Genomic DNA, 14,946 nt, shown 5'->3' on the forward strand with positions numbered 1-14,946 from the left:
TAAGAGACAGCCGCACCCCCGGTTCCCCGCGGGACGGCCGGTCACTTCCTGCGGGACGGCTGCGCGAGGCCGAGCCGCCGCAGGTCCCCGGCGAGGCGGGTCGCCACGTACCGGTGGCCCGACTCGTTCGGGTGGGTGCGGTCCCGTTTGATGTACTGCGGCGCGTTGCCGACGCCGGTCAGCGTGTCGCCGGTGATCCACTGCTCACCGATCGGGTCGACGAACGGGACGCCGAGCTGCCCGGCGAGGTTCCGCAGCGCGTCCCGGACGGCGATCGCCCCCTGCGGCGGCGTCCCCGTCCCCCAGAGCGGCCCCATCAGCACGATGTGCGTGCCTGGCCAGCGCTGCCCGGCGCGTTCGAGCAGCACGTGCGCGGCGGCGGCGACCTGCGGTGCGGGGACGCGGAAGTCGTTGTGGCCGCCGGACACGATGAGCATGTCGGGCGCGGGACGCCAGCCGAGCTGGCTCTCGAACAGCCCGAGGAACGCGTCCCGGCGCTTCACGACGAACCCGGTGCCGGCCCGCCCGCCGACGACGACCTGCCAGCCGAGCAGCCGCGCCGTCGCGGACGCGTAGGTGAACTCCGGCTGGACGCGCCCGTCCCCGACCGTGTAGCTGTCCCCGAGGAACATCACCACCGAGGGCCCGGCGGCCCGCCCGCCGCCCTGTCCGGGGCCGTCCGCCGCCGCCGAGCGGTGCACCGGACCGCCGACCGGCGAGCAGCCGGTCGCGGCCGCCACCGCCACCAGGCTCAGGCACAGCACGAACGTCGCCGCGCCGCGTCGGGCGCGGCGAGATGTCATCGAGGACCACCCATTCGTCCGGAGTCACCGGGACTCGGAAGTGCATCCGTATCCTACTGATCCGGAGCGCCCGCCGAGGCCGTGTCCGCACCGGTGCGGCGGTCCCATGGCGGCCCGGCTTCGAGAGATCGAGGTCTCGGTTCCACCGGCCGTTCACGTCCCGGTACCGAGGTGGCCACCCGTCATCGAGAGGGTTCCGCGGTGACCGGACGGGAACGGCTCAGTGAAATCGACCTGCTGCGCTTTCTGGCCGCGCTGGCGGTGGTGCTCTTCCACTTCACCGGCTTCGGCGGGGCCGGCGCGTGGCCCGAACCGTCGCGCGAGATCTTCCCCGAGATCTCCGCGCTGACCCGGTTCGGGTACCTCGGCGTCGACCTCTTCTTCGTCATCAGCGGCTTCGTGATCCTGATGAGCGCGTGGGGACGGGGACCGGGGGAGTTCGGGATCTCCCGGGTGGTGCGCCTGATGCCGGCGTACTGGGTGAGCGTCCTGCTGGGCCTGTTCGTGTACGCGCTGTTCCGGCTGGGGCACGGCGTGCCCGGCCTGGTGGTGCCGAACCTGACCATGCTGCAGGGCGGGCTCGGGGTGCGGAACGTGGACTCGGTCTACTGGACGCTCTGGGTCGAGCTCCACTTCTACGTGCTGGTCGCGGTCCTCGCGGCCATCGGGATCACGTACCGTTCCTGCCTCGCCTTCATGGCGCTGTGGATGTTCGGCGGCCTCTTCGCCGACCAGGCCGACCACCGGCTGCTCCAGGTGCTGCTGGTGCCGACCTGGAGCCCGTACTTCATCGCGGGCATGGCGCTCTACATGATCCACCGTTTCGGCCCGACGCTGCTGCTCTGGGGATTCGTCGCGGTGACGTACCTGATGGCCCTGCGCTGGGGCGCCTGGCGCGCGGAGACGGTGTTCCGCGGGGCCGACGAGGTCGTGGTCAGCGCCCTCATCACCGGGATCTTCGCGGTGATGATCCTCGTCGCGACGGGCCGGCTCGGCCGGGTCCGGTGGCGCGGGCTCACCACCCTCGGGGCGCTGACCTACCCGCTCTACCTCGTCCACTCGCAGCTCGCGCTCCCGCTGCTGGACGCCCTGTATCCGGCGCTCGACCGGTGGACCGCCCTCGCCGTGGTCGTCGCCGCCTCGGTCGTGGCCGCCTACGCCGTGCACCGCCTGGTCGAACGTCCGCTCGCGGCCTGGATGCGCCCCCGCCTGCGCGCCTCCCTGGAGGCGATGAGGCCGCCGGCGGAAGCGTCCGTGCCGGTTCCTCGCGACGGCGGGAGCGAGTGTGACACTTCGGTGGCGGCGCGCGCTGTGAGAAGCGTAGGCGCTCGGCCGATGTGAGCGGGCTCGGCCGAGCGCCGCCTCCGGCGGGCCCGTTCTCCGATGGCCGGGCCCGCCGGGCCCGGCCTCAGGGCGCGGCCCGGTCCTGCTCCTCGGCCGGCGGGCGAAGCTCCTCGGTGTAGTCGACGGTGCGGCGGCGCATCACGCCCGACTCGTCGACCGTGTACTGGCCGAGTCGCGACAGCGGCGGCGAGTACGCGTGGATCGTGACGCTGGCGTCCGCCACGCCGGTGATCCGGTGGATGTGGTCGGGGCCGAAGCAGAACGACCCGCCCTCGGTGACGACGGTGCGGAGGGGTTCGCCGCCGATGCGGGGGTTGTTCTCCTCCACGGCCCCGGTGACGACGCGTACCGCCCCGGACGAGACGTCGTGGTCGTGCCATCCGGTGTCGTTCCCCGGCGTCCAGCAGAGCAGCCAGACGTCCACGTGCTCGTCCCGGTGGAGCGGGGCGTAGTGGCGGGCACCGTCCGGGAACGCCACGTGCTCCCGCCACAGCTCCGGCCGGTCCGCCAGGCGGTCGACCAGCTCGCGCAGCTCCCGCCCGTCCAGGGGACGGCCGGGCAGGTCCGCGAAGCCGGCGGGACGGGACAGAACCTCGGACGACACGTTCGCGCTCCTTTCCGAACGACCTGGACACGGCTACTGAACCGCATCAGTTAACCGATTCAGTGAACCGGTTCAGCAGTGCCGCCGTCAAGCCGGTCCGGCGCGTTGTCGGTGCCGGGCTCTAGGGTTGGGGGGATGCCGGAGAAGCGCAAGCGCGCGACCATCCGCGAGGTGGCGCGGGCGACGGGGTTGTCGCCCGCCGCCGTCTCGTACGCGCTGCGCGGCATCCAGACCTCGGAGGAGACGCAGGAGCGGGTCCGGGCGGCGGCCGACGAGCTCGGCTACGAGGCGCACCCGATCGCACGCGCGCTGGCCAGCGGCCGTACCGGCCAGGTCGGCCTGCTGTGCGGCTCCCTGGAGGACTACTGGCAGCAGTCGCTCGCGGTCGGCATCGGCCGGGCGCTGCTGGCCCGCGACCGCTACGCCCTGATCGTGGACGCCGGCGGCGACCCCGAGCGGGAGCTGGCGCTCGCCCGCCGGCTGCGCGACCAGCGGGTGGACGGCCTGATCGTCCAGCCGCTCGACCCGTCCGCCGCGCTGTGGTCGGAGCTGGCCGCCACGATCCCGGTGGTGTCCATCGGCGACGCGCTGCACGGCGGGCAGGCGCAGGGCGAGGTCGTGTTCGACAACCGGCGGGGCGTCACGCTCGCGCTGGAGCACCTGCGCGACCTCGGGCACGAGCGCCTCACCGTGTTCACCTCGACCCGCGCCAGCACCCCCGACCGGCCCGCCGACGTGCACGTCAACGCCGAGGCCGAGCGCCTCGGCCTGGCGGTCGACGTGGTCGTCGTGCGGCAGTCGCTCGCCGCCGCCACCGAGGTGGCCACGCGCGTCCTCGCCGGCCCGGCGCGTCCCTCGGCGGTGTTCTGCTTCGCCGACTCCATCGCCTACGGCGTGTACGCCGCCACCCGCGAGCTGGGCCTCGCCGTCCCCGGCGACGTCGCCGTCTGCGGCTACGACAACCACCCGATGTCGGCGCTGCTCACCCCGCCGCTCACCACCGTCGACTGGGACATCGACGGCATCGTCCGCTCCGCCGTCCGGCTCGCCGTCGACGTCATCGACGGCAAGCCGCGCAAGCGGCGGGTCGTCCGCGAGCCGTCCCTGCGCGTCCGCGCGTCGACGGGCGGGCGGCCGGAGTAGGGGTCAGGGATGCAACCGGGCCAGTCCGGGCAGCAGATCCGCGGCGGCGGCGATGTCGGCGTCCAGCGGCCGGTCCTCGACGCGCGGATCGAGCACGGCGCCGGCCATGTCGAACGCCGACCGCAGCGGCCCGCCGGACGGCGCGCGCCCCTGCATCCGCAGCGCCCGCACGGCGGCGACCAGCTCGCAGCCGAGCCCGAGCCGGTACGCGGCGACGGCGTCGGTGGTCGCGCGGGCCGACTGGGTGGAGAAGCCCGCGTGCTCCTCGACGCCGCGCGACAGCACCGCGCTGCCGAGCGCGGCCGGGGTCGCCAGGCGGCGGACGTCGGCGAGGCACGAGTGCGCCACGTACTCCAGGATCATGATCCCCGAGGACGCCTCCGTCGCACCCTGGAACGGGTAGAGGCCGGTGAACGACGGCTCGGCGAGCGTCCCGAGCCGGGCGGCGGCCAGCGCCATCGTCTGGAACAGCGCGGCGCGGGCCGAGTCCAGCGCGAGCCCGACGTAGGCGGTGTGGAAGTTGCCGCCGTGCCAGACCGTCCGGCCCTCGACGTCCACGAGCGGGTTCTCGGCCGCCGCGTTGATCTCGCGGGTCACGACCTCCTCGGCGTAGCCCGCGGTTTCCAGCGCGGGGCCGTGCACCTGCGGGAACGCCCGGTACCCGTACGGGTCCTGGATGCGCATCGGCGCGGGCCGGTCGAAGGCGAGCAGCGCCCGCATCGCCGCCGCCGCCTCGCCCTGCCCCGGATGCGGGCACGCGTCGTGCACCGCCTGCGCGTACGGCTCCTCCGACCCGCGGACGGCGAAGTGCGACAGCGCCGCGGCGACCGTGGACGCGCGGAGCAGCTCCCGCAGGTCGGCCACCGCGAGCGCCGCCTCCCCGAGCGTGGCCGCGTTGGAGCTGATGAACGCCAGCGCGTCCGCCGAGCGCAGCCGGTAGCCGGGGCCGCGGCGCACCGTCCCGTCCGGGTCGGGGAGCCAGGCCCGCTCGCCGAGCAGGCACAGCGCGGTCGAGGCCAGCGCGGTCAGGTCGCCCGTCCCGATCGCCCCGTACACCGGCACCGGTGGAAGGAGGCCCAGGTTGAGCGCGTCCGCGAGGGCCTGCAGCACCCCCGGCTCGACGCCCGAGCCGCCCGCCGCGATCTGGTTCAGCCGGATCGTCAGCATCGCCCGGACGATCTCCGGCGCGAGGAGGGGCCCCGCGCCCGCCGCGTGGCTGCGCAGCAGCCGCAGGCCGTGCGCGTCGGAGTCCTCCCACTCCACGTCCACCACGCGGTTCGCGCCGACGCCGGTCGTCCTGCCGTACACCGGCTGGGACGCGGCGACCTCGCCGGCCACCCGCCAGGCCCGCCGGGCGCGTGCGACGCCGTCCGGGGCCGTGACGACCGTCACGTCCTCGCGGGCGGCGCGCACCACGCGGGCACAAGTGAGGGATGTCCCATCGATAACGATTCGGCTGTTCTCCACGCCGCGAGGCTACTTTCCCCGTTTTACAGGTAGGTAGGCTCCGAATTCGATGTTGCGGACGAGCTGCGACACTTCACTGACCGTACCCCCCGGTCACGGTCGGGGAGAAGGACGAATCGAGCACGGCGTCGCGGGCGCCCGGCGAGGACGTGAACCTTGATCACCTTTGAGGGCGTGACCAAGCGCTACCCGGGCGGGACCGTCGCCCTGGACGACGTCAGCCTCGACTGCCCCACCGGCCGCATCACCGTGTTCGTCGGCACGTCCGGCGGCGGCAAGACCACCGCGCTGCGCACCGTCAACCGGATGGTGGAGCCCACGTCCGGCCGCGTCCTCATCGACGGGCAGGACGTCCGCGAGCACAAGCCCGCCGAGCTGCGGCGCGGCATCGGCTACGTCATCCAGCACGCCGGGCTGTTCCCGCACCGCACCATCGAGGACAACATCGCGACCGTCCCGTACCTGCTGCGCTGGAACAAGAAGAAGGCGCGGGCGCGGGCGCACGAGCTGATGGAGCGGGTGGGGCTCGAACGCGCCATGGCGCGGCGCTACCCGTTCCAGCTTTCGGGCGGGCAGCAGCAGCGCGTCGGCGTCGCCCGCGCCCTCGCCGCCGACCCGCCGATCATGCTGATGGACGAGCCGTTCAGCGCCGTCGACCCCGTCGTCCGCACTGAGCTGCAGGACGAGTTCCTCCGCCTCCAGGAAGAGCTGCACAAGACGATCGTGTTCGTCACCCACGACGTCGACGAGGCCATCAAGCTCGGCGACCGCATCGCGGTGTTCCAGACCGGCGGCAGGCTCGTCCAGGTGGACAGCCCCGAGACGCTGCTGGCCCGGCCCGCGAACGACTTCGTCGCGGGGTTCATCGGCCACGACCGCGGCATCCGGCGGCTGTCGTTCATCCCCGCCTCGTCCGCGCCGCTGCACGAGCGGGACGTCCTGCCCGCCGACACGCAGGTCGAGCGGGCCCGCGACGCCTCCGGCGGATGGGTCCTGGTCGTGGACGCGGACCGGCGCCCGCTTGGCTGGGCCGCCACCGGCGCCCTGCCCGGGTCGGGGGTCCTCGGCGACGTGGACCTCGCGCCGATCGGGCACACCTTCGACGTCACGGGCGACTCCGTCCGGGCCGCGCTCGACGCCGCGATCCTGTCGCCGTCCGGCCGCGCGGTCGGCGTGGACGGCGCGGGCCGCCTCGTCGGCGTCGCCGACCAGCACGACCTGAGCACCGCCATCGCCCGCGCCGACGCCGCCGCGGAGCCGCGTCCCGCCGAGGCCACCGGGGACGGTGGCTGATGGAGATCGACTGGGGCTGGATCGCCGACCACACCGACTCGCTCGGCGAGCACGCCCTCATCCACCTGCGGCTCGCACTGCTGCCGGTGGTGTTCGGGCTGCTCATCGCGCTGCCGGTCGGGGTGCTGTGCCGCCGCTGGGGCTGGCTCTACCCGCCGGCGCTGACCATCGCGAACGTGTTCTACGCGATCCCGTCGCTGGCGCTGTTCATGATCTTCATCCAGTACACCGGGCTCACCGCGTCCACCGTCATGATCCCGCTGACGCTCTACAGCCTGTCGGTGCTCGTCCCGAACGTGGTGGACGGGCTCGCCTCGGTGTCCGACCCGGTCCGGCAGGCCGCCACCGCCATGGGGTTCGGTCCGCTGCGCCGCCTGCTGCGGGTCGAGCTGCCGATCGCCGTGCCCATCGTCATCGCCGGGACGCGCGTCGCGGCCGTCTCGTCCATCAGCCTCGTCGCGGTCGGGCAGCTGATCGGCCAGGGCGGGCTGGGCTACGACATCATCCGCGGCTACCAGCTGTCGTTCCCGACCCAGATCGTCGCCGCCACCGTCCTGATCGTGCTGCTGGCCCTCGTCACCGACGCGATCCTGGTCACCGTCCAGCGGCTGCTCACGCCGTGGGCACGGGCGCGGGGGAAGGTCTCATGAACGAGCGAAGCGAGCGCGGGGGGTGTGGGGGGTCGTCCCCCCACGGGGAGGCGCCATGAACGATCTGTGGAACCAGATCGACCTGTTCTGGACGTGGCTGACCGCGTCCTCCCAGTGGGAGGGCGACGACGGCATCCCGCACCGGACGCTCCAGCACCTCTACTACTCGGGGGTGGCGCTGTTCGCCGCCGCCGTGATCGGCCTCGCCCTCGGCCTGCTCGTCGGCCACACCGGCCGCGGCGGCTTCCTCGCGGTCAGCGTCGCCAACGTCGCGCGGGCGATCCCCACCTTCGGCCTGGTGCTGTTCATCGTCCTGATCGACTACAGCATCACGCCGGTGCTGGCGGCGCTGGTCGCGCTGGCCGTCCCGCCGATCCTGGTGAACACCTACGAGGGCGTCCGCGGCGTCGACGCCGACGCCAAGGACGCCGCCCGCGGCATGGGCATGTCCGGCTGGGGCGTGCTGTGGCGGGCGGAGCTGCCGATGGCGCTGCCGCTGATCCTGCTGGGGCTGCGCACGTCCGCGATCCAGGTCGTCGCCACCGCGACCATCGCCGCGTACCCCGGTTTCGGCGGCCTCGGCCGCTACATCATCGACGGGCTGGCCCGCAACGACTACCAGCTCGTCGTCGGGGGCACCGTGCTGGTGGTGCTGCTCGCGCTGATCGTCCAGCTGGTCTTCGCGGGCCTGCGCCGCCTCGTCGTCTCGCCGGGCCTGCTCGGGCCCGCCAGTTCCTCCTGACCATCGACACAGAGGAAAACGCAATGAAGAAACTGATCCGTGGCACGGTCGTCGGCCTCGTCGCCGCGCTGACCCTGTCGGCCTGCGGCGGCGGTGACTCCGGCGACGACAACCCCCTGGAGGGCGGCGGAGCGAGCGGCACCGTCACCGTCGGCGGCGCCAACTTCCCCGAGAGCAACCTGCTCGCCGAGATCTACGCCCAGGCCCTGGAGGCCAAGGACATCAAGGTCACCCGCAAGTTCAACATCGGCGCCCGCGAGGTCTACTACGACCAGGTCGTCAAGGGCGGCATCAGCGTCATGCCCGAGTACAACGGCGCGCTGCTGACCACGTCCGTCGACGAGAACAGCAAGGCCGCCACCACCGAGGAGATCAACGCCGAGCTGAAGGCCAAGCTGCCCCAGTCGGTCGAGATCCTCGACTCCGCCGAGGCCGAGGACAAGGACTCCGTCACCGTCAACCCGCAGACGGCCGCCAAGCACGACCTCAAGTCCATCGCGGACCTCAAGGGCGTCGCGAACGAGCTCGTCATCGCCGGGCCGTCGGAGTTCGAGACCCGCCAGCAGGGCCTCAAGGGCCTCAAGGAGGCGTACGGCATCGAGTTCAAGGAGTTCCGGTCGTTCGACGCCGGCGCCCAGTCCACGCTGGTGAAGCTCCTCACCGAGAACAAGATCCAGGCCGCCGACCTGTTCACCACCGACCCGACCATCCAGCAGAACAAGCTGGTCGTCCTCGAAGACCCGGAGAACGTCTTCAGCGCGCAGAACGTCACGCCCCTGGTCCACAAGGAGTCGGTGGACGAGACGGCGCGGGCGGCGCTCAACGCCATCTCCGCCAAGCTCACCACCCAGGACCTCCTCGACATGATGAAGCGCATCGTCATCGACAAGGACGACCAGGAGAAGGTCGCCGAGGACTGGCTGAAGAAGTCCGGCCTCAGCTGACCCGCCGCACCGGAGCCCGCCGTCCCCGCTGACGGCGGGCTCCGCCGTGTACACCCAGGAAAAACACCGTGCGGCTCGGCCTCGCCGGTGCCCATGATGGGGGTCATGGCGTATGTGCGGGCGCCCGAGCGGCTGGGCGAGATCGAACTGCCCGACGGACGGCTGCTCGGCTGGGCGGAATGGGGTCCGGAGGACGGCGTCCCGGTGCTGCTGTGCCCGGGGGCGGCGACCAGCCGCCGGCTCGGCTTCGGCCCGGAGGCGGTCGGCCCCCTCGGGGTGCGCCTCGTCTCCGCCGACCGGCCGGGCCTCGGCGCGTCGACGCCGTCGCCCGGCAGGACGTTCGCCGGCTTCGCCGCGGACATGCGCGCCCTCGCCGCCCGGCGCGGCCTGGCGGGCCCCGTCCTGGTCGGCAACTCGCAGGGCGCCCCGTTCGCGCTCTCCTGCGCCGCCGAGGGGCTCGGCTCGGCGGTGGCGATCGTCTCCGGGGCCGACGAGGTGGCCGCACCGGAGTTCGCGTCCGCACTCCCGGGCGAGCTGCGCGGCCTGGTCGACCGTGTCGCCTCCGATCCCGCCGGTGCCGAGCGGTTCCTCCGCGGGCTCGGCCCCGACGCGCTGTGGAGCATGGTCATGGACGCGAGCCCGCCCTCCGACCTCCGCGTCTACCGGGACCCGTACTTCACGGCGGGCTACCGCCGGGCCCTGGAGGAAGCGTTCGCGCAGGGCCCGGACGGCTACGCCCGCGACACCGTCCTGGCGATGGGCCGCTGGCCGTTCGACCTCGGCGAGATCGGCGTCCCGGTCGACCTCTGGTACGGCGAGGAGGACACGGGCCATTCACCCGACAACGGCAGGACCCTCGCGGCGCGCATCCCCGGCGCCCGCCTCCACACGGTCCCCGCGGTCGGCGGCGCCGTGCTGTGGAAACACCCCACCAGCATTCTCCGCACCGCTCTGGCGCACCGGGCATGGCCCCACGGCGGCGATCACTAGGCGCGGAGGGCGTCAGAGCTGTTCGAGCCGCCGCGTCAGGAACCGCCGCTCGGGGGTCGAGCCCGCCAGTTCCAGCGCCCGCCGGTACGCCGCGCGGGCCTCGTCGTTCCGGCCGAGCCGCCGCAGCAGCTCACCGCGCGTCGAGTGGAAGTAGAGGTAGCCGTCCAGGTCGAGGCGGTCGACCGCACGCAGCGCCCCGGCGGGGTCCCCGGCCTGGGCGGCCGCCACCGCGCGGTTGAGCTCGACCACCGGGGAGCCAGTGAGCTTGACCAGCCGCCCGTACATCCCGGCGACCCGCGCCCAGTCGATCCGCTCCCGCGTCTGCAGTGAGGCGATCACGGCCTGCACGACGTAGGGGCCGCGGCCGCCCAGCGTGAGCGCCCGGTCGAGCACCGCCCGCCCGGCGGAGATCTGGCCGGCGTCCCACAGCGACCGGTCCTGGTCGTCGAGGAGCACGAGGTCCTCGCCGGAGAACCGGGCCCGGCGCCGGGCGTGGTGGATCATCATGAGCGCGAGCAGCCCGTGCGCCTCCGGCTCGTCCGGCATGAGCGACGCGAGCACCCGGCCCAGCCGGATGGCCTCGGCGCCGAGGTCGATCCGGCCGGTGTAGCCCTCGTTGTAGATCAGGTAGATGACGGCGAGGACGGCGTCCAGGCGTTCGGGCAGCCGGTGCGCGCCGGGGACCGCGAACGGGATCCCGGTCGCCTTGATCTTGGTCTTGGCGCGGGTCAGCCGCCGCTTCATGGTCTCCTCGGACACGAGGAAGGCGCGGGCGATCTCGGCGGTCTCCAGGCCGCCGAGGGCGCGCAGCGTGAGCGCCACCTGGCCCTCCAGCGGCAGCGCCGGATGGCAGCAGGTGAAGATCAGTTCCAGTTGCTCGTCCCTGATCGCGGTGTCGTCGAACCCGTCCATGGCGGTCTCGGGCGCCGGCAGCAGGTGCAGCTTCCGGGACAGGACGCGCTCCCGGCGGATCCGGTCGACGGCCCGGTTGCGGGCCGTCGTCACCAGCCACGCCCCCGGATTGTCCGGCACGCCGGACGCGGGCCAGGTCCGCGCCGCGATGGCGAACGCCTCCTGCGCGGCGTCCTCGGCCCTGTCGAAGTCACCGAGGAACCCGACCAGCGAGGCCAGCACCCGGCCCCACTCGTCCCGGAAGACCTCCGCCAGCCCGGTCAGCGCCGCACCACCGGCCTGACCTCGACCGCGCCGCCGAGCCGGACGGCGGGGACGCGCGCCGCCATGTCGATCGCCTCGTCCAGGTCGGCCGCCTCGATCAGGTAGATGCCGCCGAGCACCTCCTTGGTGTCCGCGAACGGGCCGTCGGTCAGCAGCGTCCTGCCACCGGCCACGCGCACGCTGGTCGCCGGCTCGGCGGACGCCAGCCGCGCGGAGCCGACGCACCGCTCGTCGTCGGCCAGCGCCAGGAACTCGGCGTGCGCGGCATCCCACTCCGCGTCCGACAGCGCCGCGCCGTGGTCGGGCCGGGCGTAGACCAGCAGGGCGTACCGCATCGCAACAACCTCCAGGGCAGTGGGCTCTCGTCAGCACGACGAACGAGCACCTGCGCATGGGACACATCCCTGACATTAGCCGTGGCACGCCCGGGGGCGGAGCCGGTCGGCGACGCGCCGCCTCCTACGATCATGGCGTGGCCGCGGCGGCCCGGCGAGGGAGGACGAATGATCCGGCTGGACGTCGGCATGCCCGGGTCGATGTGGGCCGTCTGGCTCGGATGCCTGGTCCCCGTGGTCGCCCTGGTGAACCTGCTGCTCGGCGCACTCGGCTGGATGTTCCTCACCTCGTCCGAGCTGCCGGGCGTGGGCGTCTGCTTCCTGCTCCCGCTGCTGATGATCGACGTACTGGTCGTGCTGACGCTGGTCCTGCAGTACCGCAACGCGTACTGGCTCGACGGCAGGGTCCTCGTCCGGCGTCTGCTCTTCGGACGCAGGACGTACGATCTCGCGGCCGCCGAGGTCGGCGCGGAGACCGCCGAGCCGGTCTGGACGAACTGGCGCGGCGGCCTCCTGCCCCGCCTGGTGGTACGGGTACCCGGGACCGCGCCGGCCCGGATCTGGTTGCGGGACCCGTCCCGCGGCGGCGCGCTCCTGCCTCCCGACCAGCTCGCGGCACTGGCCCGGGCCATCGACCCGGACCTCCGGCATCCCGTGGCCCGGAGGCTGTGGGAACTCGCCTCCGATCCGCTCAGCGGCGTCGTCTGACCCGCCCGTGCCCCGCCGGGGCGGACGTCATCGCTTCGTAAGGAACAGCGGCGGCTCCGGCCGTTAGCGTGACGGACATGAAGAAGGCGATCGTGACGATGGTCGGTGCCGCGCTGCTCGTGGCCGGATGCGGTGGTGGTGGCGGCGATGCGACGAGCACCGTCGAACCGACGAGCGAGGCGCCCACGAGCCCCGGCGCGCAGAGTTCCGGTGCGTCGAGTTCCGGTGCGCCGAGTCAGGACGTCCCCGAGGTGCTGCGGTTCAAGGGCGAGACGCTGGCCGGCAAGCCGTTCGACGGTGCGACCCTGGCGGGCAAGCCGGCCGTGTTCTGGTTCTGGGCGCCCTGGTGCCCCAAGTGCCAGTCCGAGGGCCCCGACGTGGCCAAGGCGGCCGAGAAGTACGGCGACGAGGTCTCCTTCGTCGGCATCGGGGGCCTGGAGAAAGACAAGAACCGACTGCGGGGCTTCGTCTCCCGGACCGGCACCGGGAACCTCACCCACCTGGACGACCGGACCGGCAGGCTGTACTCCCACTTCAAGGTGACCTCCCAGTCCTCGTTCCTGTTCATGGCGCCCGACGGCAAGACGAGCAAGGACTCCGGACCGCTGGACGAGAACGAGCTGACCCGCCACGTCGACGACCTGCTCGGCTGATGGAGCAGATCTCGCTCGCCCTGGCCGCCGGGCTGGTCGCGGCGTTCAACCCGTGCGGTTTCGCGCTGCTGCCCTCCTACCTGACGCTGCTGGTCGCGACGCCGGGAGCGGGCGGTGTCTGGCGGGCGCTGCGGCTCTCGGCCGCAATGACCGCGGGGTTCGTCACGGTCTTCGGCGCGTTCGGCCTGCTCATCTCCGTTCTGACGACCTCGGTCCAGGAGTACCTGCCCTGGTTCACCATCGTCATCGGCCTGGCCCTGGTCGTGCTCGGCGGCTGGCTGGTGACCGGGCGGGAACTGCTGGTCCGCCTGCCCCGCATCCAGGCGGGCGGCCTGACGGGTTCACTGGCGGGACTGTACGGATACGGCGTCTCGTACGCCGTCGCCTCCCTGTCGTGCACGATCGCGCCGTTCCTGGCCGTGACCGGGCTGGTGTCCGGCGGCACGGGCATCGCGGCCGGACTGGCGGCGTTCGCCGCGTACGGCATCGGCATGGGCCTGGTCGTGGGGCTCCTGTCGATGCTGGTGGCGCTGGCACGCGAGGCGGCCGTGGCGCGCACCCGCCGGATACTGCCGCACGTCTCCCGCGTCAGCGGCGCCCTCCTCCTCCCGGCCGGGCTCTACGTCACCTACTACGGCTGGTACGAGACCCGCCTCAATGCGGGCGCCTCGGCCGACTCCACGGTCGTGGACACCGCCACCGAGGTCCAGGGCGCGCTCACGACCTGGCTGGACCAGCTCGGCGTCTGGTGGATCGCCGCCGCCTTCACCGCCCTCGTGGCCGCGACCCTGGCGGCGCACCGTCTGCGGCGCCACCGGGCGGCACCCGAGAAGGACGCCGCGCAACGGTGACCGGCCCGTGACTCAGCCGATCCGAAGATGCGCGACGACGGGGAAGTGGTCGGAGGCGTACAGCCCGCCGACGCGGTACGGGTCGATCTCGGCCCACGACGTCCGCACCCGCCCGCGCGCCAGGATCCAGTCGAGCCGCCTGCCGTTCCGCCTCGGGGGATGCCACCGCGCGAGCGTGCCGTACTGGGTGCTGCGCTTCTGGGCCGTCGTCCACGTGTCCTGGAACGCGCCGGCCCCGGTGAGGGTCGTGTACACGGGCGAGGCCCCGGCGGCGGCGTTGAAGTCACCGGTCATCACCACCGGGACCCCCGCCTGGAACCCGCGGACGCGGCGGAGGATCAGCTCGGCGCTCTTCATCCGCGACTCCGCCGACCCGTTGTCCAGATGCGTGTTCACCTGGTACAGGACCGCGCCGGTGCGCCGATCGCGGAACTTGGCCCAGGTCACCATCCGCACGTACCGGTTCCCCCAGCTCGCGGAACCGATGGCGTCGGGGGTGTCGGACAGCCAGAAGTGGTCGAAGTCCAGGACCTCGAACCGCTTGGCGTAGAAGATCGCAAGGATCTGGTCCTTGGTGCCGCCCTGGGTGCCGAGCCCGATCCAGCGGTGGTCCGGCAGCATCTCGGCGAGGTCGCGAATCTGATGCCACCGCCCCTCCTGGACGCCCAGCAGGTCGGGATCATGACGGCCGAGGAGACGCCCGACCAGCTTCCGCCGGGTGCGCCAGTCCCGTGGCGGCGGATCGTTGACCCCCCGCACGTTGTAGGTCATCACCCGCACAGTCGCGTCGCCCCGCGCCGGTTCGGCGACCACGAACCCCGAGACGAGCACCAGCGCCCCGGCGGCGACCAGCGCCCAGAACCACCGACGCCTGTCCATCACACTCCCGCCGCGGAACCGGGACCGACACCCCACACCCTCTGAACATCCCCGCCCGAACCGAATCGATCAAGACCACCCACAGCAATCCCCACCCTGCCGCCATCGACCGTGCTTCCCGTTCCGGCGCTGCGGGCCGGTGAACAGTCATGAAGCCGCAAAGAAGTAAACCCGAAGCGGGCCGATGCTTGACTCGCCATGTCAGTGGATGGAGCGGCCGATGCTCCACCTCAGCGAGAAAGACATCCCAGGAGGTTTGAATGTCAAGCCGCGGCGCTTTGAGGGTGATGCGACCAGGCGGTCGTCTCGTCGTAGAGCGTTCCGGTTTTGAGGCAGCCGTGCAGGATGCCGACGAGCCGGTTGG

The 14,946-nt window shown here is 72.7% G+C and carries 16 protein-coding genes; 10 read left to right on the forward strand and 6 right to left on the reverse strand.

Annotation, left to right across the window (positions count from 1 at the left end):
- Window positions 1-41 precede the first annotated feature (41 nt).
- Window positions 42-803: an SGNH/GDSL hydrolase family protein gene (locus tag E1289_RS30425; protein WP_131986344.1), complete on the reverse strand. Its 762-nt coding sequence runs from the start codon at window positions 801-803 to the stop codon at window positions 42-44.
- 201 nt (window positions 804-1,004) lie between these two features.
- Between E1289_RS30425 and E1289_RS30430 the strand changes: the two genes are divergently transcribed.
- Window positions 1,005-2,144, forward strand: a complete 1,140-nt coding sequence (locus E1289_RS30430; protein WP_165970670.1) for an acyltransferase — start codon at window positions 1,005-1,007, stop codon at window positions 2,142-2,144.
- Window positions 2,145-2,211: 67 nt separating this feature from the next.
- Here the strand turns inward: E1289_RS30430 and E1289_RS30435 are convergent, their stop codons facing one another.
- Window positions 2,212-2,751: a cysteine dioxygenase family protein gene (locus E1289_RS30435; protein WP_131986348.1), complete on the reverse strand. Its 540-nt coding sequence runs from the start codon at window positions 2,749-2,751 to the stop codon at window positions 2,212-2,214.
- 135 nt (window positions 2,752-2,886) lie between these two features.
- Between E1289_RS30435 and E1289_RS30440 the strand changes: the two genes are divergently transcribed.
- Window positions 2,887-3,894: a LacI family DNA-binding transcriptional regulator gene (locus tag E1289_RS30440; RefSeq protein ID WP_131986350.1), complete on the forward strand. Its 1,008-nt coding sequence runs from the start codon at window positions 2,887-2,889 to the stop codon at window positions 3,892-3,894.
- A 3-nt stretch (window positions 3,895-3,897) separates the two neighbouring features.
- On the opposite strand, the gene E1289_RS30445 is transcribed toward E1289_RS30440, so the two are convergent.
- Window positions 3,898-5,361, reverse strand: a complete 1,464-nt coding sequence (locus E1289_RS30445; protein WP_131986352.1) for an aromatic amino acid ammonia-lyase — start codon at window positions 5,359-5,361, stop codon at window positions 3,898-3,900.
- Window positions 5,362-5,517: 156 nt separating this feature from the next.
- On the opposite strand from E1289_RS30445, the gene E1289_RS30450 reads away from it, so the two are divergent.
- The 5 genes from E1289_RS30450 (at window position 5,518) to E1289_RS30470 (ending at window position 9,980) form a co-directional block, all read left to right on the forward strand.
- Window positions 5,518-6,654, forward strand: a complete 1,137-nt coding sequence (locus E1289_RS30450) for an ATP-binding cassette domain-containing protein (protein WP_131986354.1) — start codon at window positions 5,518-5,520, stop codon at window positions 6,652-6,654.
- The gene (locus E1289_RS30455; RefSeq protein WP_131986356.1) at window positions 6,654-7,304 is read left to right on the forward strand and encodes an ABC transporter permease; all 651 of its coding nucleotides are present in this window, start codon (window positions 6,654-6,656) and stop codon (window positions 7,302-7,304) included. The genes E1289_RS30450 and E1289_RS30455 overlap by 1 nt, the downstream gene beginning before the upstream one ends.
- 55 nt (window positions 7,305-7,359) lie before the next feature.
- Window positions 7,360-8,046 (forward strand): ABC transporter permease, encoded by a 687-nt coding sequence (locus tag E1289_RS30460; RefSeq protein ID WP_131986358.1) that lies wholly within the window; start codon window positions 7,360-7,362, stop codon window positions 8,044-8,046.
- A gap of 23 nt (window positions 8,047-8,069) precedes the next feature.
- Window positions 8,070-8,990, forward strand: coding sequence for an ABC transporter substrate-binding protein (locus E1289_RS30465; protein WP_131986360.1), 921 nt, complete (start codon window positions 8,070-8,072; stop codon window positions 8,988-8,990).
- 105 nt (window positions 8,991-9,095) lie between these two features.
- Complete coding sequence (locus E1289_RS30470) at window positions 9,096-9,980, forward strand: alpha/beta hydrolase (RefSeq protein ID WP_243713252.1); 885 nt, start codon at window positions 9,096-9,098, stop codon at window positions 9,978-9,980.
- 12 nt (window positions 9,981-9,992) lie between these two features.
- Here E1289_RS30470 and E1289_RS30475 read toward each other — a convergent pair whose 3' ends face one another.
- Together E1289_RS30475 and E1289_RS30480 are read right to left on the reverse strand one after the other, a co-directional pair.
- The gene (locus E1289_RS30475) at window positions 9,993-11,114 is read right to left on the reverse strand and encodes a sigma-70 family RNA polymerase sigma factor (protein WP_131986364.1); all 1,122 of its coding nucleotides are present in this window, start codon (window positions 11,112-11,114) and stop codon (window positions 9,993-9,995) included.
- A gap of 38 nt (window positions 11,115-11,152) precedes the next feature.
- A complete protein-coding gene (locus E1289_RS30480) occupies window positions 11,153-11,491 on the reverse strand; it encodes a YciI family protein (protein WP_131986366.1) in 339 nt (112 codons plus the stop codon).
- A gap of 168 nt (window positions 11,492-11,659) precedes the next feature.
- Here E1289_RS30480 and E1289_RS30485 point away from each other — a divergent pair, with 168 nt between their 5' ends.
- The 3 genes from E1289_RS30485 (at window position 11,660) to E1289_RS30495 (ending at window position 13,703) form a co-directional block, all read left to right on the forward strand.
- On the forward strand, window positions 11,660-12,199 hold the full coding sequence (locus E1289_RS30485) for a hypothetical protein (RefSeq protein ID WP_131986368.1): 540 nt from the start codon (window positions 11,660-11,662) through the stop codon (window positions 12,197-12,199).
- 77 nt (window positions 12,200-12,276) lie between these two features.
- Window positions 12,277-12,852, forward strand: a complete 576-nt coding sequence (locus E1289_RS30490) for a redoxin domain-containing protein (RefSeq protein WP_131986370.1) — start codon at window positions 12,277-12,279, stop codon at window positions 12,850-12,852.
- Window positions 12,852-13,703: a cytochrome c biogenesis CcdA family protein gene (locus E1289_RS30495; RefSeq protein ID WP_131986372.1), complete on the forward strand. Its 852-nt coding sequence runs from the start codon at window positions 12,852-12,854 to the stop codon at window positions 13,701-13,703. Before E1289_RS30490 ends, E1289_RS30495 begins: the two co-directional genes overlap by 1 nt.
- A gap of 12 nt (window positions 13,704-13,715) precedes the next feature.
- Here E1289_RS30495 and E1289_RS30500 read toward each other — a convergent pair whose 3' ends face one another.
- Complete coding sequence (locus tag E1289_RS30500) at window positions 13,716-14,582, reverse strand: endonuclease/exonuclease/phosphatase family protein (protein WP_131986374.1); 867 nt, start codon at window positions 14,580-14,582, stop codon at window positions 13,716-13,718.
- Window positions 14,583-14,946 lie beyond the last annotated feature (364 nt).

Source organism: Actinomadura sp. 6K520 (assembly GCF_004349245.1).
In the GTDB taxonomy this organism is placed as follows: Bacteria; Actinomycetota; Actinomycetes; order Streptosporangiales; family Streptosporangiaceae; genus Spirillospora.